Annotated in this window: 27 protein-coding genes; all 27 read right to left on the minus strand. The window is 39.0% G+C overall.

Going from position 1 to position 25754, the window contains the following annotated elements; translation table 11 throughout:
• Positions 1-2: 2 nt before the first annotated feature.
• Entirely contained in the window at positions 3-1319 is a 1317-nt protein-coding gene (locus R2Q84_RS10565; protein WP_316816502.1) for a hemolysin family protein, read from the minus strand.
• Positions 1320-1871, minus strand: a complete 552-nt coding sequence (locus tag R2Q84_RS10570) for an inorganic diphosphatase (RefSeq protein WP_316816503.1) — start codon at positions 1869-1871, stop codon at positions 1320-1322.
• Between the two features lie 2 nt (positions 1872-1873).
• Positions 1874-2536 (minus strand): DedA family protein, encoded by a 663-nt coding sequence (locus tag R2Q84_RS10575; protein WP_316816504.1) that lies wholly within the window; start codon positions 2534-2536, stop codon positions 1874-1876.
• A 45-nt stretch (positions 2537-2581) separates the two neighbouring features.
• Positions 2582-3955: an NADH-quinone oxidoreductase subunit N gene (locus R2Q84_RS10580; RefSeq protein ID WP_316816505.1), complete on the minus strand. Its 1374-nt coding sequence runs from the start codon at positions 3953-3955 to the stop codon at positions 2582-2584.
• 4 nt (positions 3956-3959) lie between these two features.
• Positions 3960-5426 carry an NADH-quinone oxidoreductase subunit M gene (locus tag R2Q84_RS10585; RefSeq protein ID WP_316816506.1) on the minus strand — a complete coding sequence of 489 codons (1467 nt, stop codon included), beginning with the start codon at positions 5424-5426 and terminating at the stop codon, positions 3960-3962.
• A gap of 21 nt (positions 5427-5447) precedes the next feature.
• On the minus strand, positions 5448-7340 hold the full coding sequence (nuoL, locus tag R2Q84_RS10590) for an NADH-quinone oxidoreductase subunit L (RefSeq protein ID WP_316816507.1): 1893 nt from the start codon (positions 7338-7340) through the stop codon (positions 5448-5450).
• A 21-nt stretch (positions 7341-7361) separates the two neighbouring features.
• On the minus strand, positions 7362-7691 hold the full coding sequence (gene nuoK, locus R2Q84_RS10595; protein ID WP_316816508.1) for an NADH-quinone oxidoreductase subunit NuoK: 330 nt from the start codon (positions 7689-7691) through the stop codon (positions 7362-7364).
• Positions 7691-8188 carry an NADH-quinone oxidoreductase subunit J gene (locus R2Q84_RS10600; RefSeq protein ID WP_316816509.1) on the minus strand — a complete coding sequence of 166 codons (498 nt, stop codon included), beginning with the start codon at positions 8186-8188 and terminating at the stop codon, positions 7691-7693. The genes nuoK and R2Q84_RS10600 overlap by 1 nt, the downstream gene beginning before the upstream one ends.
• 53 nt (positions 8189-8241) lie before the next feature.
• Positions 8242-8742 (minus strand): NADH-quinone oxidoreductase subunit I, encoded by a 501-nt coding sequence (locus R2Q84_RS10605; protein ID WP_316816510.1) that lies wholly within the window; start codon positions 8740-8742, stop codon positions 8242-8244.
• Positions 8743-8776: 34 nt separating this feature from the next.
• Positions 8777-9814, minus strand: a complete 1038-nt coding sequence (nuoH, locus tag R2Q84_RS10610) for an NADH-quinone oxidoreductase subunit NuoH (RefSeq protein WP_316816511.1) — start codon at positions 9812-9814, stop codon at positions 8777-8779.
• Positions 9814-10818, minus strand: a complete 1005-nt coding sequence (locus R2Q84_RS10615; RefSeq protein ID WP_316816512.1) for a 2Fe-2S iron-sulfur cluster-binding protein — start codon at positions 10816-10818, stop codon at positions 9814-9816. The genes nuoH and R2Q84_RS10615 overlap by 1 nt, the downstream gene beginning before the upstream one ends.
• Positions 10819-10844: 26 nt before the next feature.
• Positions 10845-12209 (minus strand): NADH-quinone oxidoreductase subunit NuoF, encoded by a 1365-nt coding sequence (gene nuoF, locus R2Q84_RS10620; RefSeq protein ID WP_316816513.1) that lies wholly within the window; start codon positions 12207-12209, stop codon positions 10845-10847.
• Positions 12209-12721 carry an NAD(P)H-dependent oxidoreductase subunit E gene (locus R2Q84_RS10625; protein ID WP_316816514.1) on the minus strand — a complete coding sequence of 171 codons (513 nt, stop codon included), beginning with the start codon at positions 12719-12721 and terminating at the stop codon, positions 12209-12211. The genes nuoF and R2Q84_RS10625 overlap by 1 nt, the downstream gene beginning before the upstream one ends.
• On the minus strand, positions 12714-13928 hold the full coding sequence (locus R2Q84_RS10630) for an NADH-quinone oxidoreductase subunit D (protein ID WP_316816515.1): 1215 nt from the start codon (positions 13926-13928) through the stop codon (positions 12714-12716). Before R2Q84_RS10630 ends, R2Q84_RS10625 begins: the two co-directional genes overlap by 8 nt.
• 6 nt (positions 13929-13934) lie before the next feature.
• Positions 13935-14438: an NADH-quinone oxidoreductase subunit C gene (locus R2Q84_RS10635; RefSeq protein WP_316816516.1), complete on the minus strand. Its 504-nt coding sequence runs from the start codon at positions 14436-14438 to the stop codon at positions 13935-13937.
• Positions 14438-14980 carry an NADH-quinone oxidoreductase subunit B gene (locus R2Q84_RS10640; protein WP_316816517.1) on the minus strand — a complete coding sequence of 181 codons (543 nt, stop codon included), beginning with the start codon at positions 14978-14980 and terminating at the stop codon, positions 14438-14440. Before R2Q84_RS10640 ends, R2Q84_RS10635 begins: the two co-directional genes overlap by 1 nt.
• A gap of 106 nt (positions 14981-15086) precedes the next feature.
• Entirely contained in the window at positions 15087-15458 is a 372-nt protein-coding gene (locus R2Q84_RS10645; RefSeq protein ID WP_316816518.1) for an NADH-quinone oxidoreductase subunit A, read from the minus strand.
• Positions 15459-15540: 82 nt separating this feature from the next.
• Positions 15541-16353, minus strand: a complete 813-nt coding sequence (locus R2Q84_RS10650; protein ID WP_316816519.1) for a hypothetical protein — start codon at positions 16351-16353, stop codon at positions 15541-15543.
• Between the two features lie 171 nt (positions 16354-16524).
• Entirely contained in the window at positions 16525-18240 is a 1716-nt protein-coding gene (locus tag R2Q84_RS10655; protein WP_316816520.1) for a tetratricopeptide repeat protein, read from the minus strand.
• Between the two features lie 119 nt (positions 18241-18359).
• Positions 18360-19280, minus strand: a complete 921-nt coding sequence (locus tag R2Q84_RS10660) for a substrate-binding domain-containing protein (protein WP_316816521.1) — start codon at positions 19278-19280, stop codon at positions 18360-18362.
• Positions 19281-19501: 221 nt separating this feature from the next.
• The gene (locus R2Q84_RS10665; RefSeq protein ID WP_316816522.1) at positions 19502-20323 is read right to left on the minus strand and encodes a TonB family protein; all 822 of its coding nucleotides are present in this window, start codon (positions 20321-20323) and stop codon (positions 19502-19504) included.
• A 33-nt stretch (positions 20324-20356) separates the two neighbouring features.
• Entirely contained in the window at positions 20357-20899 is a 543-nt protein-coding gene (locus R2Q84_RS10670; protein ID WP_316816523.1) for an ExbD/TolR family protein, read from the minus strand.
• Positions 20900-20911: 12 nt separating this feature from the next.
• Complete coding sequence (locus R2Q84_RS10675; RefSeq protein WP_316816524.1) at positions 20912-21529, minus strand: biopolymer transporter ExbD; 618 nt, start codon at positions 21527-21529, stop codon at positions 20912-20914.
• A gap of 83 nt (positions 21530-21612) precedes the next feature.
• Positions 21613-22440, minus strand: coding sequence for a MotA/TolQ/ExbB proton channel family protein (locus R2Q84_RS10680; RefSeq protein WP_316816525.1), 828 nt, complete (start codon positions 22438-22440; stop codon positions 21613-21615).
• A 273-nt stretch (positions 22441-22713) separates the two neighbouring features.
• On the minus strand, positions 22714-24318 hold the full coding sequence (gene pckA / locus R2Q84_RS10685) for a phosphoenolpyruvate carboxykinase (ATP) (RefSeq protein WP_316816526.1): 1605 nt from the start codon (positions 24316-24318) through the stop codon (positions 22714-22716).
• 144 nt (positions 24319-24462) lie between these two features.
• A complete protein-coding gene (locus R2Q84_RS10690; RefSeq protein ID WP_316816527.1) occupies positions 24463-24816 on the minus strand; it encodes a translation initiation factor in 354 nt (117 codons plus the stop codon).
• Positions 24806-25696: a diacylglycerol kinase family lipid kinase gene (locus R2Q84_RS10695; RefSeq protein WP_316816528.1), complete on the minus strand. Its 891-nt coding sequence runs from the start codon at positions 25694-25696 to the stop codon at positions 24806-24808. Before R2Q84_RS10695 ends, R2Q84_RS10690 begins: the two co-directional genes overlap by 11 nt.
• Positions 25697-25754: the final 58 nt, after the last annotated feature.

Consider the following 25754-nt stretch of genomic DNA (forward strand, 5'->3'; position numbering starts at 1 on the left):
GTTTAATGTAAGTCTATCATGTCACTTTTATTGATCACCAATTCCAGTTTTATGGTTTCAATATTCTGTTCCGTTTTCTTCAAAATCGTAAACAAATAACCATAACATTCTTCACTGTCACCAACTTCAGGGATTTTACCAAAAGCATGAGAAACCAATCCACCTACGGTATCAAAATCTTCATCTTCCGGAAGATCATGAGGCAGATGTTCATTTACATCATACACAGTTGCATAAGCATTAATGATAAACTCAGTATCAGAAATCTTCTCTACTGTTGGCTTTTCCTCGTCATACTCATCCTGAATCTCCCCAACAATCTCTTCCACAATATCCTCCAGTGTAACCATCCCGGCAGTTCCACCAAACTCATCAATTACAATAGCAATCTGAATGCGTTTCTGTTGAAGCTCGCTAAGCAGGTCATTGATTTTTTTAGTTTCCGGCACAAAATAAGGCTTTCTAATGATGTCACTCAATGTCCAATCCTTGTTCTCAGCCAATAACGGAAGGAGATCCTTAGCATGCACAATACCGATAATCTTATCAATAATATCATCATATACTGGCAAGCGTGAATATCCTTCCGTAATAATCATTTCAACAACTTCCATTTTCGGTGTTGATAGCTCTACACCGGAAATTTTAGTTCTTGGAACCATAATATTTTTTACCACACGTTCGTTAAAATCGAAAACGTTTTTAATCAGTTCGTGCTCATTTATATCCAGTGCACCACTTTCTTTTCCCTGATCAAGCAAATAGTAAAGCTCCTCAGTACTGTGAACTGAGTCATGGCCGCCCACGTTTGAAATTCCAAACAACTTCAGAATCACATTAGCAAAACCGTTCAGCACCCAAATAAATGGTCTGAACAGCCAGTAAAATGCCTGAAGTGGCAAGGCAATAAACAAGGTCGTTGCAACAGGTCTTTGGATGGCAACAGATTTCGGTGCCAGCTCTCCAAACACGATGTGCATGACAGTAATGAACATGAATGCAATACCAGTTGAAATAGAGGTGATATATACCTCAGAAAGCGCGAAATTGATCAGCAGGTCATGTACAATATTATGTATAACCGACTCACCAACCCAACCTAAACCCAGAGAGGCAAGCGTGATCCCCAACTGAGTTGCAGCCAGATAACCGTCCAAATGTTGCGTGATATGCTTAGCAATATTGGCAACACGGCTACCAGACTTAGCTTTTATCTCAATCTGCGAGGCCCTGACTTTTACAATTGCAAACTCTGCTGCAACGAAAAAACCATTGAGGGCAACCAGGAAAAAGGTAAAAAATATTTTAAATGCTTCCATTTAAGATTTATTTCTAAACGTCTTGTCGTAAAGCTCTATGCTTTCTTGTATTACTTTGTGTGCATAACGTACACCAAGTAAATGTTCAATGGTAACTTTCTTCTCTTCTAATGCTTTATAGTCCTGGAAGAACTTTACAATCTCTTTCATTGTATGTGGAGGCAATTCAGCAAGATCATTGATATAGTTTACAGACATATCATTCTTAGCTACTGCAATGATTTTATCATCCTGCTCGCCATTGTCTACCATATGCATTACACCAATCACTTTAGCTTCAATAATGGTCATAGGATAAACATCCACAGAACATAATACTAAAATATCAAGGGGGTCATTATCATCGCAATAAGTTTGCGGGATAAATCCATAATTTGCAGGATACATCACTGAAGAAAATAGCACACGGTCTAATTTAATCAGATTTGAATCTTTATCGATTTCGTATTTTGCTTTTGATCCTTTCGGAATTTCAATAATCGCATTCACTATCTCAGGCAAGTTGTTGCCTGGAGATACACTGTGCCACGGGTGATGGTCGTCTTTACTCATTTTTATTGTTCAGTATTTGATAATTCATCATTGTCAACTTTAACTACCTTCTTTCTCACAAATGTGAGGATTAACGGAATCGTAGTAATCACAATGAAACCTATAATTATATATAATAAATAATCGTTAATCTCTTTTTCAAATTTTTTGCCCAGGAAATAACCCAGCAAAGTTAAGGATGCAATCCATATTATACCGCCTGCAATGTTATAAAATGCGAATCTTTTAAAATCCAACTTTACTACACCGGCAAAAATCGGTGCAAATGTTCTAACGATAGGAACAAATCTTCCCATCATCAATGCAAAAGCACCTTGTTTATTGTAATATTCTTCTGCAGCCTTTAAATAGCGACGCTTAAAAAAAAATGACTCCTTCCTATGATACAACATAGGCCCCGTCTTTCGTCCAAACCAATAGCCTACAAAATTGCCTGAAACGGCAGAAATAAACAGTCCCAAAATCAACACATAAATATTTACGTCCAGTTTCCCCGTAGCGACAAACATCCCTGCGAGGAATAACAGATAGTCGCCGGGAAGAAAAAAACCAAAAAATAAACCTGTCTCGGCAAATATCACGAACATTACAACGTAAAAACCACCTTCTCTAAGTAATTTTTCGGGATCAATGAAGTGCTGTAATGAGTTCCAGAAATCGTGCATATTTCAATTATTCGTAAAACTACAAATAATAATCTATAGAACTGCCTATATCAAATTTAAAATTACCGATGGATATACCCCTAAAAACAAGGTGATCAGTACCGAGAAAACAAGCACCAGTTGATACTGAATCGGCATCTGTAACTCCGTTTCCTTACCTTCTTTAAAGTACATAGCCACAATAACCCTAAAATAATAATAGAAACCAACCAGAGCGTTTAAAATAGCAAAAGCAACCAGGTAAATCTGGTATTCCTTCATTACATTTAAAAACATCAGGTACTTTCCTATGAAACCCGCTGTAAGTGGGATACCTGCAAGAGATAGCATAGCAACAGTCAGAACCAAAGCCGTAAAAGGATTACGTTTCGCAAGGCCGTTAAAACTATCAAAATGATCATTACCCGTTTTCTGCTTCACTAAAATTAAAACCGAAAAAGCAATAATTGTAGCAAAGGTATAAGCAGCTGCATATACCAGTACATTGTTTGATGAATTCGAAGTTAAAGTAACCAATGAAAACATCAGATATCCGGCGTGTGAAATACTGGAATAAGCCAGCATTCTCTTAAAGTTCTTTTGAAATAATGCTGTTACATTACCGATTAATAAAGTTAAGCATACAATAACCATCAATGGTGGCATCCAGAAATCATGCAACGGAGCAAAGGCATCTGCAAACAAACGTAGGAAAGCAGCAAAACCCGCAGTCTTAACAATTGTCGCCATGAAAGTCGTGATTAATGTTGGTGCACCTTCATATACATCCGGCGTCCAGAAATGGAAAGGCGCAGCACCAATTTTAAAGCACAAACCAATCATCAACAATATGATACCTGGGTAAAACATTGGAGAAACAGACTTATAGTTTGTTACCAGGTATTGATTAATCACACCGAGATCAAAAGATCCTGCTGCACCATAAATAAGTGCAATTCCGAACAACAGAAACCCTGTAGAAAAAGCTCCCATCAGGAAATACTTTAAAGAAGCCTCATTAGAAGCAAAATTACTTTTACGTATACCGGCAAGAATGTATAAACTCACAGACATGATCTCAACCCCTACAAACAACATAGACATGTTTTTATAGGAAACCATAATGACAATACCCGCAAGGGCAAAAAGTATCAGAGTGAAATACTCTGCAATATTTTCGCTGTTTGCAGCGAAGTAGTTTTGTGTAAGTAAAAATATAAGTAGGGTACCCAAAACAGTTATACCTGTAAAAGCAAGTGCAAAGTTATCCATTTGCATCATACCATAATAGGTCTGATCGGCATTCCAGCCAGTTGCCACAAAAGCCAGCGAAACTAACAAACCAACTAAGGTAAGAGGTAATAACGCTTTTTTAGCTTTAAACAAACCTGCGTAAAGCACCACTAAAGCTGTAACAGTTATTGTTATAATGATATTCATTTCCTTAGTTTACCGATGTTAATTTTTGTGTTACCTGTTCTATTAAATGTTGCACTGATGCTTCAGAAAGCTGCAAAATTGGTTTTGGATAAACGCCCAATACAATAACCAACGCACAGATGATGTAAAGTACAACCTGCTCTGATCCTTTTATGTCCGTGAAGCCAATGGTCAGCTCATTCGTTTTGCCGAGCATAATATTCTGATACATTCTGAACATATAAACTGCACCAAAAATAATCGTCAAACCCGCAAAAATCGCTGCCCATAAATTATACTGATAAATACCAATCAGTAAAAGAAACTCTCCAATAAAGCCATTTGTCCCTGGTAAAGCAACCGTACCTAAAAGTATGATCAAAAATACAATTGCCAATTTTGGAGCCTGCTTTGCAATTCCACCCAGCTCAGCAATTTTACGTGTTTTCATACGACTCGCAATAATATCAAGCACGAAGAACAAACCCACCACGTTAATACCATGACTTAACATCTGGATCATCGCACCCTGCATACCTTGCACATTTAAAGCGAAAATACCTGCAGCGATTAAACCAACGTGACCAATAGAAGAATAAGCAACCAGACGCTTCGCATCTTTTTGCGTAAAGGCAATTAAAGAAGCATAAACCACACCTATGATAGACAAAATAATTGCCAGTTGTCCGAATTCCTGAACTCCTCCTGGTACCACAGGCAATAACCACCTGATCACACCATAAATACCCATTTTCAGCATAATACCCGAAAGTAACATCGTTCCTGGAGCCGGAGCTTCAGTATAGGTATCAGGTTGCCAGGTATGGAATGGAAATATTGGCATTTTAATAGCAAAAGCCACGAAGAACGCCCAGAATATCCAAGCCTGCTGAGTAGCATTTAAATTAAGGCTATAAAATGCCTGTATATCAAAATTGTTTGCCGGGTTTTGCAAATAAAGATAAATGATCCCAAGCAACATGAATAATGATCCGGCGATCGTGTAAACAAAGAACTTCATGTTTACCTTAATACGGTCTTTACCACCCCAAATAGCACAGATAAAATAAATAGGAATCAATGCTGCTTCCCATCCAATGTAAAATAGAAACGCATCCATTGCAGTAAACACCACCAATAATCCACTTTGCATAAACAGGATCAAAGCAAAGAAGGCATTCCTGTTCTTGTATTCATGCTGATATGCAGAAAGAATGATCAATGGAATAAGTACGTTGGTCAGCAATATGGTAATCATACTGATCCCATCAACCCCGGCATGAAAATTAATACCCAGATCTTTTATCCACGGACAGTTTACAACAAACTGCGTACTTGCATCAGGTATAAAATTACATACCATAGCAAGTGCCAGGCCTAAAGAAACAATTGCCGAGACCAACGCAACATGTTTTGCTGCATTTCCCGAGAATGCGGTAACCAAGGCGCCAAGCAATGGTAAAAATATTAGAAGTAGTAAAAGTTGTTCCATTATCTTTTCTTGAACGATCTTTTATAGAGATAAATAAGTATACAATAACAATGAGATGATTCCTATCACCATCATAAAAATATAAAAGCCGACATTTCCGGTTTGCAGCAAGCGTAAGCCTTTACTAGCCTCCGAAGCCGTCCAACCAAAGCCATTTACAATAGCGTCAACAATCTTATTGTCAACGATTCTATAAAAGAAGCCTGAAATTGCATCCAAAGGCTTTCTGATCAGCGTATCATATATTTCATCAAAATAAAATTTGTTGTATGACAGGTTAGCCAATCCCGAGCGTTTTGCCTCGTCAGGTACAGGAATATAATTCTGCTTAACGTACTTGCCGTAAGCAACACCGATAGCAATCAGTACACCTACAACAGAAACTGCCATCAACATATATTCAGTAGCATGATCAGGAGCCTCACCTACATGTTTAATCACTGGTGCTAACCAATGCGATAACCAGTGACTTCCCCCCAATGCTTCAGGAATACCAATAGCACCACCAATTGCCGACAATACTGCCAAAACGATTAAAGGCACTGTCATAGACTTAGGTGATTCATGAATTTTCTCTTCAGCATGGTGCGTTCCACGGTACTTCCCGTAAAAAGTAAGAAACAACATTCTGAACATATAAAAAGCAGTTAAGAAAGCCGTAAACACTGCCAGCCCCCACATAACTTTATCGTGCATATAAACATGAGCTAGAATCTCATCCTTAGAGAAGAACCCTGAAAACGGAGGTAAACCTGCAATAGCAATTGTACCAATTAACATGGTCAGGAAAGTAACCGGCAACTTCTTACGTAAACCACCCATATGACGCATATCCTGCTCATGATGTAGCGCATGGATTACGGAACCTGCACATAAGAACAACAAGGCTTTGAAGAAAGCATGTGTAATCACGTGGAAGAAGGCGCCATTATAAGCACCAACACCCAAGCCCAGAAACATATAACCCAATTGAGATACTGTAGAATAAGCCAGCACCTTTTTTATATCATTTTGCGTTAAAGCAATAATTGCACCCACAATCGCCGTAACCAAACCCACAATAGCAATAACATGCTGAATCATTGGTGCCAAATCAAACAGCAGGTTCGATCTTGCAATCATATAAATACCAGCAGTAACCATGGTAGCCGCATGTATCAAAGCTGAAACCGGCGTCGGGCCAGCCATCGCATCAGGTAACCAGGTAAACAATGGCAGTTGCGCAGACTTACCGCAGGCTCCAATAAATAAGAATAATGCAATTAAAGCAATGGTACCGTTACCCGGAAGCATATTAGCCGCCTGCGGAAATATTTTAGCAAACTCTACACTACCAAAAGTGGTGAAAATTAAAAACACACCTAATAAAAAGCCTAAATCACCAATACGGTTCATCACGAAAGCCTTTTTTGCGGCCGATGCATAACTGCTATTTGTATACCAGAAGCCGATCAGTAAGTAAGAACATAGACCTACACCCTCCCAGCCGATAAACATTACAATATAGTTTGAACCTAAAACCAATAGCAACATAAAGAAGATAAACAGGTTGAGGTAGCTAAAAAACTTACCAAAACCTTCATCGCTATGCATATAGCCAATAGAGTAAATATGAATCAAAAAGCCAACTCCCGTAATGATCAGGAGCATTATTGAGCTTAACGGATCAACAAGAAATGACACGGGAATGTGCAAACTACCTGCGCTGATCCAGTCAAAAAGAAAGATCTCATGCGATTTATTCGCATCAGCCCCCAGCTCAAAAAATATCCCCAGGCTGATGGCAAACGAAATGAATATTACACTGCTCCCAATAAAACCGATCAGGTTTTTGGATAATGAATTTCTGCCAAGGCCATTAATAACAAAGCCCAACAGAGGAATCAACGGAACCAGCCAAACTAAATTTATCATCTTATAATTTCTTCTTAATAATTACCACTTAAGGCGATTCAACACATTAACATCAGTAGACTGGGTATTTCTGTAAACCATTACAATAATACTCAACCCTATGGCAACCTCTGCAGCAGCCAGCGTCATAATAAAAAACACGAATACCTGACCCGATGGATCATTGCTGTGAACCGAAAAAGCAGTCAGCAACAAATTCACCGCATTAAGCATCAGCTCAATGGACATAAAGATAACAATGGCATTTCTGCGCGTTAATACACCAATAACACCAATAGTGAAAATGATTGCACTTAGCCAGATGTAATGGTTAAGCGGAACCCCTTGTAATTCTTGAGTAATGTTGCCCATTATACTTTCTCTTTTTTAGTTAATAATATTGCTCCTACCATTGCCGAAAGCAATAAAATAGAGCATAGTTCAAATGGCAGCATAAATGGCCCGAATAACTCCTTACCCAGGTTTTTAACCAGGCCAAGATTAGGGTTTCTCAATACAACCGGATCAGAAATTGCTGTTGCCTTTAAAGCACCTGCCAAAGTAACCAGCAAACAGCAGCCCGCAATTACACCAACCACCTTAACCAGGGTCGACTTGAGCGGTTCGTTGTCCTTATTTAAGTTCAGCAACATCAGTACAAAAAGGAACAGTACCATAATTGCCCCCATGTAAACAATAAAGTTTACTACAGCCAAAAACTGCGCATTGAGCAAAATGTAATGAACTGTAAACGTGAAAAACGTAACGATCAGGTAAAGTACACTATGCACCGGGTTTTTCGCAAAAATAACCATCAGTGAAAAGAAGATACTTAGTGTGGCAACAAAATAGAATACCGATGTACCCATTTATTTATATTTAAAACTGTTTATATGAATAGCCCTAAAGCTATGTATGTTTATTATTTCTTATTTAATGGTTGTTCTACCAATTTATCCTTACCGTAAATAAAGTCTTTACGCAAATAATCAGCAGGTACGATCGGTCCGTCCAGATAAATTGCTTCTTTCGGGCAAGCCTCTTCACACAAACCGCAGAAAATGCAGCGCAGCATGTTGATTTCATATACCGAGGCATATTTCTCCTCACGGTATAAATCCTTTTCTTCAGGTTTACGCTCGGCAGCAATCATAGTAATTGCTTCTGCAGGACAAGATAAAGCGCATAAACCACAAGCAGTGCAACGCTCTCTTCCTTCTTCATCTCTTTTCAAAGAGTGCATACCTCTAAAGTTAGTAGAGAATTCCCGCTCTACTTCAGGGTATCTTATTGTCGCTTCTTTCTTAAAAAAGTGACTGATGGTAATAGACATTCCTTTAACAATAGCAGGCAAATACATACGCTCTGCCAGCGTTAAGGGCTTTTGTTCTAATACTTTCTTTTTACTGGTCAATGGTTCCATTAAACCTCCTTATTATTCCACCTAAGTGGATATGTTAAAATCCTTCAATTACTGCAATCACCACAGCGGTAACCACTATATTCGCTATAGCCAGAGGAATTAATACCTTCCAGCCCAAATGCATCAACTGATCGTAGCGGAAACGAGGAATAGTCCAGCGAACCCACATAAAGAAAAATATAAATGCAAATATTTTGATAAAGAAAACTGCTACACCAAAAAGTGGGGCCCACGTTGGACCTAACCATACAGCCATGGAGTCCATACCCGGATAGTTATAACCACCAAAGTACAAAGTCGCCATTACCGCTGCAGAAACAAACATATTGATGTATTCAGCAAACAGGTAAAAACCCAGTTTCATAGATGAATACTCGGTATGGTAACCACCAATCAGCTCCGTTTCACACTCTGGTAAATCGAAAGGAGCCCTGTTGGTCTCAGCGAAGGCACAAACCATAAACAACAGGAATCCAACTGGCTGATATAGCACATTCCAGCGCCAGCCATGCTGACCATCTACAATTTCTTTTAAACTCATAGATCCTGTCACCAGTAATAAAGCAATAATGGATAAACCCATTGCAATCTCATAACTGATATTCTGTGATGCAGCTCTGATCGCACTTAATAAGGAATACTTATTATTTGATGCCCATCCACCAATCATAACACCATATACACCTAGTGAAACCACACCAAAGATGTATAACAAACCAACATTAATGTCGGTTACCTGCAAAGGGATTATTCTGTCTCCAATAGCAATCGGGCTACCCCATGGAATCACGGCAGTACCAATACAAGCGGTTAGCATAGCCAAACCCGGCCCTACCATAAACAACCATTTGCTCGCATTAGATGGAACAATCTCTTCCTTCATGAACATCTTCACACCATCTGCCAAAGGTTGCAGAATACCGAAGGGACCAGCTCTGTCCGGTCCTAGTCTATCCTGTAAAAAGGCAGCCACTTTTCTTTCTGCATAAGTAGAGTACATGGCAATCACAAGGCTGATACCAAAAATGATAGCTACAAGTACAAATTTTTCAATTACAAAAGCTATATCCATTAGAATTTAGTGGTTTTTTCTAGTTCAATCTTATTCGCTTGTTGTAATTTAGGATTAGGCTGAATTACAGGAAGCGGTTTTAAGGTCTCATAATGATTAGAAGCAATCACCGAAGTATCGCTAATATGTGTAGGATGCTCGATAACCCAATCCGCAGTTTTTTTCTTATCAAACCTGCAGGTATTGCAAATGAACTCTTCAACCTCACCGTAAATATCCTTACGTGCTGTTACCCTTAACACATCTTCACCTTTATACCATAAAGTCACCTTACCACTACAAGTAGGGCAATCTCTGTGTGCATCAATAGGCTTGGTAAACCAAACACGATTTTTAAACCTGAAAGTTTTATCTGTTAAAGCACCAACCGGACAAACGTCAATCACATTTCCTGAAAAATCGTTATCTACCGCGGTCTGGATATAAGTTGAGATTTCTGAATGGTCACCTCTGTTCAGAATACCATGAACCCTTTTATTTGTAATCTGATCTGCGGTAAACACACAACGGTAACATAAAATGCACCTGTTCATGTGTAACTGGATCTTGTCACCAATATCTATACGTTCAAACGTCCTGCGCTCAAACTCATATCTCGTTTTCTGCAAACCATGCTCATAGCCCAGATTCTGAAGATCGCATTCTCCAGCCTGGTCACAAACCGGACAATCAAGCGGATGGTTGATCAACAACATCTCTACCACTCCACTGCGCGCTTCTATTACTTCCGGAGAAGTGATGTTCATCACCTCCATACCATCCATTACTGCGGTACGGCATGACGCCACCAGTTTAGGCATCGGGCGCGGATCCTTCTCAGAACCTTTGCTTACCTTAACAATACAAGTACGGCACTTCCCACCGCTGCCTTCTAATTTCGAATAATAGCACATAGCCGGTGGTACAATATCTCCACCTATTTGCCTCGCAGCATTCAGGATAGAGGTACCCGGAGCTACTTCTACTGTTATTCCGTCTATGGTTACCTTAACTTTATCACTCATTGTTAAAGATATTCTTTTGTCTGATGTTAATTATCTGTTGTAACGGCTTTGGCAATCGGCTCAGCATAATTTGCCAAACCATAATTTGTACTTAAGCTCTTTACAGGCTCATTCACATGCCACTCAAATTCATCCCTGAAATGTCTGATTGCACTCGCAACCGGCCATGCTGCTGCATCTCCAAGTGGACAAATGGTGTTCCCTTCAATCTTTTTAGACACATCAACAAGCAAATCAATATCGCTCATTTTACCATGTCCGTATTCCAATCTATGTAGTACCTTTTCCATCCATCCTGTTCCTTCTCTACAAGGCGAACATTGTCCGCAACTCTCATGGTGATAGAAACGAGAAAAATTCCAGGTATTTCTAACGATACACTGATCTTCATCAAAAGCAATGAAACCACCTGAACCCATCATTGTACCAGTAGCAAAACCACCTTCAGATAAAGATTCATAGCTCATTAACCTTGGTTCGCCGTTAGCCAGCTTCAATGTTAAATTAGCAGGCAATACCGGTACAGAAGATCCTCCGGCAACAGTAGCTTTTAAGCGTTTACCATTGGCAATACCGCCACACCACTCATCGGAATAAATAAACTCTTCAACAGGTAAACCCAATTCTATTTCATATACCCCAGGTCTCACCAAATTACCAGAAGCAGAGATTAATTTTGTTCCTGTACTGCGGCCAATACCAATCTTTGCGTACTCGTCACCACCATCATTAATGATCGGCACAACAGCTGCAATAGATTCCACATTGTTTACCACAGTCGGACAGCCATACAATCCGGCAATAGCCGGAAAAGGCGGTTTAATCCTTGGGTTTCCCCTTTTTCCTTCCAGTGATTCCAGCAAAGCTGTTTCCTCACCGCAGATATAAGCACCACCACCCGGTTGAACATAGAGTTCCAGATCATACCCGGAACCTAAAATATTCTTACCTAAGAGGCCTGCATTTTTAGCTTCAGCGATAGCTCTTTCCAGAATACGGATCTGAGGCATCATTTCGCCACGTACATAAATGTATGAAGTGTTTGCACCAAGCGCGAAGCTCGACACAATCATGCCTTCAATCAGCGCATGTGGAATATGTGTCATCAGGTAGCGATCCTTGAAAGTACCAGGCTCAGACTCATCCGCATTGCAAACCAGGTAACGGGCAACGCCCTCTGGTTTAGCCAGGAAACTCCATTTCATTCCCGTAGGGAATCCTGCACCACCACGACCGCGTAATCCGGACTTTTTAACCTCTTCTACTACTTCATCAGGAGTAAGGGTCTTCAAAGCCTTCTCAACGGCACGGTACCCGCCTTTTTGGCGATAAACATCAAGTGTATTGATGCCAGGTACGTTTATATGTTCTAATAATAGTTTACGTCCCATTATTTTTTGCGTAAATCTTCTATCAATTCGTCTACCTTTTGCTCGTTCAGGTTCTCGTAAAATGTATACTCAGGGCCGATCTGTAAAACAGGTCCATACCCACAAGCAGCTAAACACTCTACACCTCTCCAGCTAAACAAACCATCTGCAGTCACTTCATTCTCCTTCACACCAAGTTTGTTTTCAATATGCCCCATTAGTTTTTCAGCTCCAACAAGACAACAAGGTCCTGTTCTGCAAACTTCAAGTACATATTTTCCTTGCGGCTTTAAAAAATACATGCTGTAAAACGAGGCTACCTCGTAAACTTCAATCTCCTGAATATCTAAATATTCGGCAACTTTATCCATAGCAGCTGAACTTAACCAACCCAGCTCAGCCTGCACTTCATGCAGAATAGGTAGCAGGGCCGACTTTTGTTTGCCTTCCGGATATCTTTTCACGATCTCACCAAACTTTTCGATTAAAGCCGGTGAAAACTCTACAGGTTGTTGTTCTTCTACTTTAAGCATCTAATTCTCCTGCAATAATATTCATGCTACTCATGTTAATAATGGCATCCGATAACAGCATACCTTCACTCATGGGCGCAAACATTTGATAATTTATAAAACTAGGCCTTCTAAAATGTAAACGATAAGGAGTCCTTCCGCCATCATTAATCAGGTAAAAACCAAGCTCACCGTTACCACCTTCAACAGCATGATAAACTTCTGCCTTCGGTGCATCAATCTCTCCCATCACAATTTTAAAGTGATAAATCAATGCTTCCATATTATTGTACACCTCTTCTTTCGCCGGCAAATAAAACTCAGGAACATCTGCGTGGAAAATACCTGCAGGTTCTTTCTTTAATTTTTCCATAGCCTGCTCAATCAGACGTACACTTTGCCACATCTCTTCATTACGAACCAGGTAACGATCATAAATATCGCCATTGGTACCTACCGGAATTTCAAAATCAAAATCCCCGTAAGAAGCATAGGGCTCACTTACACGAACATCGTAATCCACACCTGTAGCACGCAATAAAGGCCCACTCCAGCTATAACTTAAAGCTTGCTCCGGAGTTACCTTTGCCACACCAGCAGTACGGTCAATAAAAATCCTGTTGCGGTTCAGCAGACTTTCAAATTCCTTCAGTGCGACAGGAAACTCTTTTAGAAACTTATTGATTTTTGCAAAAGCGATGTCATTGAAATCTCTTTCAAAACCGCCAATACGACCAACGTTAGTTGTTAAACGTGCACCACAAATCTCTTCATAAATCTCATAAATATGTTCCCTGAACTGGAAAAGATACAGGAAAGTTGTTGTTGCGCCAGTATCCTGAGCAATAATTGTATTGCAAATGATATGATCAGAAATACGTGCCAGCTCCATGATAATTACCCTCAGGTAATCTACACGTTTAGGCATCTGTATATTCAGCAATTTTTCTACCGTCATATGCCACCCCATATTGTTAATGGGCGACGAGCAATAGTTTAAGCGGTCTGTTAATGGCGTAATCTGATAAAACGGCCTGTGTTCGGCAATTTTCTCAAATGCACGGTGAATATACCCGATGGTAGAAACACCACTCACAATGCGCTCTCCATCCAGCTGCAAAACATTCTGGAATACACCGTGTGTTGCCGGGTGGGTTGGGCCCAAATTCAGGGTCACCAATTCACTCTGCGGATCATTATCTGTATATACTGGTTGATTGTGATTCATATAAACTTATCTACCAAAGTATTCGTCTTTTTTATCTACTCTATTTGGATCTTCCAAAGGATACTGCTTCAACATCGGATGAACACCAAGATCATCCATGTTAAGGATTCTTCTCAAGTCAGGATGGCCTTCAAATTTCACTCCGAAAAGATCATATGTTTCGCGTTCCATCCAGTTTGCTCCATTCCATACCGAAGTTGCAGTTGGGATCGTTGGATGTTGCTCATCAATAAACACCTTAATCCTAACCCTGATCCTTTTAACCATGCTATGCAAATGGTAAACCACTGCAATACCATGTTTCTTTTCAGGATAATGTACAGCTGTAATATCTGTAAGGTAATTGAAGTTTGCAATCGGGCTTTCTTTTAAAAACTTCAGCACTTCAATAATCACATCTTTAGTTGTCTCAAAAGTAAGCAAGCCATATGGCTCGTTCACGCCAATAATCTTATCACCAAACTTTTCGTTCAGCAATGTGATTAACTCTTGATTCGTCACCTCTGCCATTATAATATTCCGTATGAAGCCAACATTTCCTTGTACTGCTCAGAATCCCTTCTTCTCGAAGACTCATTCTTTACCAATTCCTGAATTTTACCAAAACCATCTAAAATAGCCTCTGGACGTGGTGGGCATCCTGGAACATATACATCCACAGGAATAATTTCATCAATACCCTGTAAAACAGAATAAGTATCAAAAATACCGCCACTGGATGCACAAGCACCAACAGCCATTACCCAACGAGGTTCAGCCATTTGCAAATAAACCTGTTTTAAAACAGGACTCATTTTCTTGGCTATTGTACCCATTACCATTAATAAATCAGCCTGGCGAGGAGAAAAACTTAAGCGTTCTGACCCGAAACGGCCAAAATCATAATGAGAACCCATTGTCGCCATAAATTCAATACCGCAACATGAAGTTGCAAATGGCAAAGGCCATAATGAATGTGAGCGGGCCAAACCAATAACTTTATCTAAAGATGTGGCAAAAAAACCAGACCCTTCTATGCCTGGTGGCGCTTCTACTATATTGATGTCACTCATGATACAAAACGAAAAAGGCTCATTCCTTTAAAGAATGAACCACAAATCTACAATTTTTTGAAGCAAAAGACTTACGCTATCTGCATTTAGAACCGATCTAAATAGATTAATTCCAATCTAGTGCTTTCTTCTTTAGCACGTATATAAAGCCTAATAGTAATGTACCCATAAACACGAACATTTCTATCATTCCCGTCATTCCAAGATCCCGGAAATTAACAGCCCATGGATACATAAAAATAACCTCAATATCAAAAAGCACAAACAGTATAGCTACCAAAAAATACTTAATGGAGAAAGGCTGACGAGCATTACCTATCGTTTTGATACCTGCTTCAAAAGTCTCCAGTTTATCCTTGGTTTTTCTCCGAGGGCCTAAAAAGTGTGTAGCAACAAGTGTTACAACAACAAATCCTAAAGCAACAATTACTTGAAATATAATGGGTAGAAAATCTACAGGTACACTTTGCGTTTCCATTTGAAAATAATTTGGGACAAAATTAACAGAAAAAGCAGGATATTATAATTTTAATCTGAAAAAGAGTTACAATCCGTTTAATTTAATGCTTTGCCAGCTTATATTTTCCCCAAAAGTCTGTTGAACTTGTCATTGCCTGATCATCCATACCACCATCGAAATTACCACCACTTACACCTGGGGGAGGAGCCACAATGATTCTATTGTTATCTAATCCTGGCATCTGTATTCCATTAACTTTAACGTTATAGGCAAATGAGTTTGACCCTTTAATAGAAATGCCGAGCCCCTCCAAAGGAATAGAGACCTCACAGAAAAAACTATTGTCCTTTTCAATATTAGCGAAGGTCTTTATTCCTAAGTCGTTGTAAATAGAGAGTAAAGTATCTGTTGTATTTTTAAAGCCTCTGATTTTAATTTCCTTCGCCTTTTCCAGTTTCTTTTTATGACGAGCTGCCATGTAGGCATCTTGTTCGGGGTTCTTCACATTGCTTGTAGCATAAGAAACGACAACTGACCCAGTACTGCCTGTTCGCAATTGCTCTACCACCGGATAAGTCAATCTAATACTTTCTTTCTCTATCCTTTTCCCTTCTGGATTTACCGAAAAAGTAATTCCACCAGCCATTATCTTTTCATTATTGGTAACATCTGTGGATTTGATAATCAGATATAGGTTTTTATCATCGTTACTGACTATATAGGAAAGACCTGTTCTTTTGCTAACGGAAAAATCTGTGTCTTTCCATTCAAAGTTCTTACCATCGATTTTGATCGTGCGAGGAGCAAACCTGCTCTCCCCTTGAATTTCATCATTTTTTTGTGCCAGAACAACTGTTACAAATCCCGTGAGTAGAGCCGTACAAAGCGTGGTTTTAAGAAGCATTAATTTCATATCTGGATTTTTAGCTGATACAATTTAAGAATTAATAAACTGATTTACAACACATCCAGAAATTTCGTTTATCCTGAAAGCAGAGTAGAATCTACCTCGACTGGTCTCAACAGAAAAAAGCAAAAAAAAGGCAGGATAACAACCCTGCCTTTTCATTTATTATTTAATTTATTACTTTTTCTTTACTGGAGCCTTAGGCGCCGGCGCTGTCAGTTCCTTCAAGCGGTTCTGAGCACCTGGGTTTTGAGGGTCAATAGCTAAAGCTTTATTCAGATATTCCTTCCCTTTTTCCTTATCTGTCTGCGCATAGAAAGAACCTACATATACGTAAGCTTCAACAAGGTCTTTTGCAGCACCTGCAGCCAATTCTGGTTTCGTTACCGTAACCAATTGGATCAACTGCTCATAAAACGGAACAGCTGTCCATTTAGGATTTACCGGATCATCAGAATATTTAGCCACACGAGCTCTGAAAGTATAAGCTAAAGCAAAGTCATTTTTAACTTTGATGATGTGTGCGAAAGCTGAATCCGCGTCAACCATAATTTGTTTACTAGGGTTTTTACCATCCCTGTCTTTAATTGCATAATCATAATACTTAGCCGTACCTAAATAATAGTAATTGGTTAAAGTATTTTTTCCTTCTGGATTTGCCTTAACAGACACAGCATAAGCATCACCTGCCTGACCATACTTTTTAGCTTTAAACAAAGCCATTGCTACCTCATCTAACGCCTCAGTAGTTGTTGAATCCATTGCTACTGCCTTAAGAATAGTAGTGTAAGCTAAGCTGTCGTTGCCATTTTGCAATAACGATTTACCCAGATACAGATAATCAGAAGCAATGATACGGCTAGGATCTTTTGCTTTCGCAAAGAAATCATTCATGTACTCCAAAGCTTGTGGATAATTTTTATTCTCGAACGCAGAGTAACCACGTAATCTTGAAACTACTAAAGCTTTCGGATCATTAGGGCTGCTTACTGCAAGACTAGAAGTTACCTCTTGCAAAGTTTTATAATCTTTCGCATAGAACAAAAACTGTGCATAACGCAATTTCGACTCAAAAGAGTTATCAGTTAAATCAATGTATTTTTTATAATTTTCCACAGCCTGTGCAGATCTTGCTGCAAACTCATTAGAGATTTGAAGTGCCCATTGCATATACAATTCAGCAATTTCACGGTAAGCAGGACCATAGTTAGGGTCTTTCGCAATTACTTCTTTCAAAGCTTCTTCAGACTCTGCAAAAGCTCTTGATTCTTTATACATACGGCCAATCTGAACTCTACCTCTTAAAAGAGCTTCGTTGATATTCCCTGCGCGCATATAGTTTTGTAAAGCCTCAGAGTTTTTCTTCTGTAAAGCATAATAATCGCCTAAAGCTAAGAATGTCTCTGCATCTTTATCACCGGCATCTAACTCTTCTGCTTTTTGAAGATATGGTAAAGCTGATTCAAAATCAGGTTTATCTGATGCTATATAAGCTTTTCCGATATACAACTGAGGAATCCAATCTTTTTTAGAAGATACTTCTACTGCTTTAGCAAAGTTTGTTTTTGCTGATGTAGGGTTGTTAGAGAACAAATCTGCTTCACCTAAACCAATATAGTTCAATGAATTTTTAGGATCAGCAGTAACACCTTGAGTAAATACCGCACGAGCCGAATCTACGTAGTCCATACGTAAATAAACCTCACCTAAATTATAATAATTTTCTCCTTTGCTAGCTTGTGACTTCACAAGGTTTTTTAGCATTGAAGCTGCTTTTTGATACTGCTCGGCATCTAGGGCCTTCTTTGCGTCACTTAAGCTTTGAGCAAAAGAGGCAGAACCCATCACTACTAAACCTAAACTTAAGGTTATCGCTTTCTTTGTCATTTTCATGGTTCGTCTATTGTTTTTTAATTATTATGAAGCTTGCTACGCAGGTTTCACGGTTCAAATTGTTTTTCTTTCTTGATGAAACTACCTAAAATAAGGGCTTCAAAGTTCAAATATAAAATTTAGTTTGTATTCTTAAAATTAAAATCGCGAGAAGCCAGTTTATGCGGACCAAGTCCGGACCTAAGTACAATTAACTGTCCTCTAGGGCTTACCAACCAATTAGCAAAGCCCGTGCCCAATCCATCTCTGCCTTCTGCATCAATGATATATATATTTCTTAAAAAAGGGTATTTACCATTAATTAAATTAGCCTGAATAGGTCTATAGAATTCATCTCCTCCTTTTTTCCCCTTCACATTTTTCACCCCCATCATCTTTACTTTCTCCAGATAAGGGGCCATTTCTTCTTTATTATCGATAAGCCAGTTCACCCCAACAACTCCTACAAAACCTTTATTTTCTGCAATATACTTAATCACATCATTATTAGTCTGCAAAGTATAAATTCCTTTAGCCGGCAAAGCTTTAATAGCCGCCAGATCTTTAAAATAACGTAAGGTACTTGAATATGCATTATCAAATACCAATTGTTTACCACTTACCGACGTTCCCTTCATAATATCCACTACCTCATTTACGGTAATATTACTGTCTGGGTTTTCTACATTGGCAATCAAGGCGATTCCATCAATTCCGAATCTCGCCGTTTTAGGAACAATACTTCTGCTCCTATACATTTTATCTTCTGCTTCGGTAAGCATTCTCGATAAAATAATCACTCTCACACTATCATTTAAAAAAGTAGGCAATATTTTTTGTTCATTACCTTCCACAATCGTAAACTTCGTGTCTGGATAATCAGTTTTAAACACCTCAATCTGGTCGGCCAGCACTTCCGAAAAAGACTCATCAACCAACATGCTAACTGTACCAGAAGTACGTGTTTGCGCTACAGTATCAACAGGCTTTGGTTTTGGCTTACAGGCAGCGAAAACAGTCAGCAGCAATATAAAACTAAGATTCTTTTTGTTAATCTTCATCCGGCTTCTGATTTATTAAACGTATAAATCTAATTAATGCGTATACAATGAGTAAACATCCCAGCATAATTCTATACATGGGTTCTATCTGATTGAGTATCTGATTTCCTAAAATCAGCATGCCTCCCAATACCAGATAAAAGAAGAACATGACAAGGCCTAAAATGAACAGAAATCGCTGTTGAGGCGATTTCTGTCTAAATGTTTCAAAATTAAACATTCTAATTTGCTAAGGTAAAGCTGATAGGAATATTGTATTTCACACGTACCGGTTTACCGTTTTGAATACCCGGTGTCCATTTTGGACTAGCTTTCAGTACCCTGATCGCTTCCTCATCTGTACCACCACCAAGTTTTCTTACTACTGTGATATCAGTCAAATCTCCGTTTTTCTCTACTACGAAAGACAAGAACACTTTACCCTGAATGTTGTTTTCTTGTGCCATTGCAGGATATCTTACCGCTTTCTTCAGATAAGCATAGAATTTATCCATACCACCTGGGAAACCTGGTTGAGTTTCGATACTAACAAAGTCATAAACTTTGGTATCTTCCACTACTGCTGCCTGTTTTGGACCATCTCCAACCGGACCAGCGATAACGATATCAGCTGTTGGATCACCTTCAATGGTTTTCTGACCAGGGTCAGCCTTTTTTAAATCTTCGATCTGAACAGGTTCTTTATCAATTACCTCATTATCCGGTTTAACAATCGGAGGAGGGAACTTAATCTGATCCTGTTTTGGTGGCGGTGGCTCAACCGGTGGTGGCGGAGGTGTCTCCGGGTTTACCGGCGGAGGTGGCGCAACCACAACCTCTACCTGTTTTACTACCTCATCTTCAGGTAGCTTGCCTTTGATCATATTTAAGATCTTAGGCGTCACAAACATCAGTATAAATACCGATGATGCGATGACAAGAGCCTTGGTAGTATTTGCTCCACTTTGTTTACGTAACTCATAAGCTCCGTACTTCTTGTTTTTGTTTGCAAATACAACATCAAGCCACTCTGTCTTTAATAAATCTATCTTAGAACTAAACATAGCTTACTATTTTTAATATCGTTAATTATTTTATTATAAAATTCCAGCCTGTTTCATAAAATCCTTTTCGGAGTCAAGAATGTTCTCGTCATCAATTGCCGGTGCTGTTTTGATCTTAGTGATCGCCAGCTCGTCCATTATATCAACAAAATTCTTATAAGTAGCTCCTGAAGTTGGTTTGATCACCATAATGATCTGCCTTCCGCCAGTAGCATCTGCTACTTTCTTTTTATTATCCAATATCGACTTTCTGATATCAGAAAAATTCTCTACAGTTGGAGCGTTGGATGCTGTAGGCAAGCCCATATACCAGGCAACTTTATTGTTCTTACCCAATAAAATAGTCATGGTCTCTGACTCCCTTAATGCAAGTCTCTCTACTGATTTCTCGTCTTTATCAGGCTTTGCAATATCCATTGCAATTGGTTTCGACAGGGAGGTGGTCAACATAAAGAAAGTGATCAGCAAGAAGGCCAAATCCACCATCGCAGTTAAATCTACTTTGGTACTTTGTTTCTTACTTCTAACTTTTTTGCCTTTCTTGCCTCCCCCGCCGGAGGTATCTAATTCTGCCATAATATATAATTATTATTCCGCACCGCCTTCGGCAGATGTGATTAAACTGAATTTGTTAATTTTCTGCTTCTGAAGAATATCGACAATCTTTTTAACTGCAGGATATTCTTCTTGTGCATCCCCTTTAATACTTACACGCATTTGTGTTGAATGAAGTTCGGCAACAGCCGTACGGGACTGCAGGATCCATTCAGCCAACTGATTGTTGGTTGAATCTGCTGGAATTCCTCCGGCTACTTTCTGGAAAGCTGTCCGTTTTTCTCCATCCATCGCAATAAATTCCTTCAAATTCCCAATTGGAACACCGAAAGCGCCAATAACACCAAAACGCTCTCTCTCTTCAGGAGTAAACTTAATGCTGTATTTCTCGCCCATCTTGTCCAGCGTAGACATCTTAATGTCCTTACCTATGATTTCATAGAACACTTTTCCTTTACCAATGGATAAAATTCCCATATCCAAATCCGGAACCTTAAGTTTATAGGTCGAAGAAGGAATGGTAACCTCCAAAGGGTCAGGCTGGCGTGCTGTTGCTGTTAATATAAAGAAAGTAAGTAATAGGAAAGATACATCGCACATGGCGGTCATATCTATCGCAGTACTCTTTCTTTGAACCTTTGCTCTTGGCATAATTTTTTAAAATTACTTGTTTTAAACTAATGATGTTAATTCTCCCGGTTTTCCATAAAGCCGGTAAAAAAAATTCATTATTTTTATTTATGCGTACTAGCGTAAGTTTGGATGATGCTGAAACCTGCTTCATCGATTGCATAAGTTAACTTATCAATTTTAGAAGTAAGGATGTTGTACATGATAATTGCAAGCGTAGAAGTACCGATACCTGTAGCAGTACACATCAACGCCTCAGAGATACCTACCGCAAGTGCAGCCTGATCCGGAGCACCAGAGTTAGCTAATCCGGCGAAGGCCTTGATCATACCTGTTACTGTACCCAATAGACCTGTTAATGTACCGATAGAAACTAAAGTAGCAATTACTGTTAAGTTTTGCTCTAACATTGGCATTTCCAAAGTTGTAGCCTCTTCGATATCTTTTTGTATAGCTAAACATTTTTGATCAGTATCCATGTTTGGCTCAACTTCCATCTCACGGTATTTTTTCAAGCCTGATTTAATTACGTTGGCAACAGAACCTTGTTGTTTGTCACACTCAGCCATTGCCGACTCAATGTTGTTTGAATTCAACAAAGCTTGAATTTTTTTGATAAAAGCATCTAAACCGTTTTTACCAGTTGCTTTTCCGATAACGATCATTCTTTCAATTGAGAACACAACAACCATTAATAGCAAACCGATCAAAATTGCTACAATCGGACCACCTTTATATGCCATACCAGCATAGTTACCAACTTTAGGTAAATTTTCAATGTTGTCGTCAATAAAGTTTTTTGGATCACCTAGGATAAATTTAAAAATACATATCCCGATGATGATACAGATTGGAATAGTTAATGTAGCGAATAAATTTGAAGCTGTCGAGCTTTCTTTTTTAACTGTTGTTGGTTTTGGTGCGTTTGCCATTTTTTTTTAGTTTTTTAGTTTTTAGTACTTTGTTTTTTAAAATTAGATAAATATTCTGTAATACACACAACGTCCATTATAAACATTTGTTGTAACAACAAATTTATAACTTTGATTTTAATTCCAAATTAAATTATCGTTAGCCTATTACCCCGAGTATTTCCCTTCACGTAGTTTGTATAATTAAAAAAGATTGTCCCGGTGGAGAGACAATCTTTCGCAATTAAAACTAAAAAAAAATAGAAAAGCAAATTTTTCAGTAAAAAAATGCTTTTAATGTGCGTTTTCGACAACTTTAGGGTAGGATGCGAGCATTTCTTCACTAGCGTCGGCCTCAAATTGCTTAAAGTTGTTTATAAATGCGAGCGCCAATTCGTTCGCCTTTTTATCATATTCTTTTGGATCTGCCCAGGTATTTCTTGGGTTTAATATTTCGGCAGGGACATTTGGACAGCCTACGGGAATACACAAACCGAATACAGGATCTGCTTCAAAAGCGATATTATCAAATTCGCCTTTCAATGCCGCTGTAATCATTGCTCTTGTATAAGCCAGTTTCATGCGTTTTCCTACGCCGTAAGCTCCTCCACTCCATCCTGTATTAATTAGCCATACATTTACTTTATGCTTCTGCATCTTTTCGCCCAGCAAACTCGCATAACGTGTAGGGTGTAATGGCAGGAAGGCTTTGCCAAAGCAGGCCGAGAAAGTAAGTTGGGGCTCAGTAACTCCAGCTTCAGTTCCAGCAACCTTTGCTGTATAGCCAGAAATAAAGTGAAACATCGCCTGTCCCGGGTTTAACTTTGATATCGGAGGCAAAACCCCAAATGCATCAGCAGTTAAAAAGAAAATATTTTTAGGCATTCCGGCAATAGAGGGCGTAATTGCATTATCAATATAATGAATAGGATAAGCAACCCTTGTATTCTCTGTCTTATCTATGTTAGAAAAATCAACCGTACGTGTCTGTGGAAAATAGTTCGTATTCTCCAATAGGGCGCCGAATTTAATGGCATTAAATATCTGTGGTTCTTTCTCAGCAGTCAGGTCCACACATTTGGCGTAGCAACCTCCTTCAAAATTGAACACACTTTCTTCACTCCATCCGTGTTCATCATCACCAATCAGTCCTCTTTCAGGATCTGCTGATAATGTAGTTTTTCCGGTACCTGAAAGTCCAAAAAATATAGCCGTATCCCCATCCCTGCCCACATTTGCAGAGCAATGCATAGATAAAGTCTTACGCTGCTCAGGCAGGATGAAATTCAAAACAGAAAATATACCTTTCTTAATTTCACCAGTATAACCAGATCCACCAATCAATATCATCTTTTTGGTAAAGTTCAGGATCGAGAAATTTGGCTGTCTGGTGCCATCAACTGCTGGATCAGCTAAAAAAGTCGGTGCAGCAATAATTGTCCATTCCGGCTGATCCAATACCTCATCTTCTTCAGGCCTTAAAAACAGGTTGTTAGAAAAAAGATTCTGATAAGCCGTTTCAGTAACTACCCTGATTGTAGTTTTATAGCGCTCATCTGCGCAGGCATATGCATCCCTTACATAGAAATCTTTCTGATTAAGGTGCGCCGTGATTTTTTTAAAAAGTAAATCGAAATTTTGTGGATCAATTTTAAAATTGATATCACCCCACCACACTGTATCGCGCGTAATATCATCACACACAATAAATCTGTCTTTCGGAGAACGCCCGGTAAATTTTCCGGTGTCAATTGCCAATGCCCCGTTATCGGCAAGCGTACCTTCTCCATTTTTCAAGGCCTCTTCAACCAATTCTGCTACATTAAGCTGAAATAACGCATTATCCGAATCCAGGTTCAGATAATTCAAATCAGGCTTAAGCATAAACGCTTTGCTCATAAATAATAAGTTAGTCCGACAAAGTTATACAGATTAAAAGGGAAAACACACGGTTTTCTCTGAAAAAATTTACTTATTGTCGCCGGTACACTAACAATTATCTATCTGAAAATCAATAATTTAAAACGATTTCATAAAGCTATTTTAACCACCCGATTTTTTGACTTTGTAACCTTCTTTTTGCAATAAAAGCAGCACTTTATCTCTAAAGTCACCCTGTATCATAATTTCTCCATCCTTAGCCGCACCACCTACACCGCATTTGGTTTTCAGCATCTTACCTAATTTATCCAGTTCATCGTCTGTCCCTATGAAACCTGTAACCAGTGTAACTGCTTTCCCCCCCCGGTTCTTTTTGTCGAGCATGACCCTTAAATCCTGCTGGTTATTAGCTAAAGCCTCGACAGGACTTGAATTTTTATCTTCATATACAAATGATGGGTCTGTTGAATACATAATCCCACCAAAATCGTTTAATGTTTTCTTTTTAGACTTCATAATCAGGGGTAATAATATTTAAAGACAATGGATTGACCGACACGGCTATTTCTGTCCCCATAAAATAAGGTTCACCATCAATGTGTATGGCATCTTCCTTTACTCGGCTAATGTGTATGTTTTTTCCTTTGATAATCTCAACCAGTTTAGAATGATCTGTTTTCGATCTCAGCATCTCATAGGCCAATACCGGCAGCTTGTACATTGGAAACTCCTTGACAATACATACATCCAGCAGTCCATCTGTAACAGATGCTGTAGGCGCAATGTGTGCGTTGTTACCATACTGTGATGAATTTGCCACACTAATAACAAATGCTTTGCGCAAATATTCCCTGCCATCAATAGCAATTCGATAGTTTTGCGGTTTATAACTCAATACTTCACGCAACCCAAGTTTAACGTAACCACTTAGTCCGCGCCCTTTATTACCGGCAAATACAGAGCTGATGTGCGCATCAAAGCCCATTCCGGCCATGTTAAAAAAGCACTTCTCATTAAAGGTAGCCGTATCAATAACAGATACCTTACAATTGTTAATCACCTTTATGGCTTTCACGGTATTCATTGGTATTTTTAAGAATCTTGCTAAACCATTTCCGGAACCAAAGGGCAATACCCCCAATATTTTATGTTGCTGCATCACCCTACCGGCAATTTCATTGATCGTTCCATCGCCACCAACTGCAACAATAATGTCAAAATTTTTACCCGCAGCTTCCTCCGCTATTTCCGATGCATGCCCCACATATTCCGTAAAAGCGAAATTGGCATTAAACCTGGAACGGTCCAAATTTGCATCAATAAGGGCAGGAATCTTCAATTTATCCTTCCCACCAGATATCGGATTTATTATGAATAGTATGTTTAGTTTCGACAAGATCTTGTAGCTTTAATACGATACAAAATAATCGATATTTTTTGACTATTTAAATATA

It is taken from the genome of Pedobacter nyackensis (assembly GCF_032678475.1).
Classification (GTDB): Bacteria; Bacteroidota; Bacteroidia; order Sphingobacteriales; family Sphingobacteriaceae; genus Pedobacter; species Pedobacter nyackensis_A.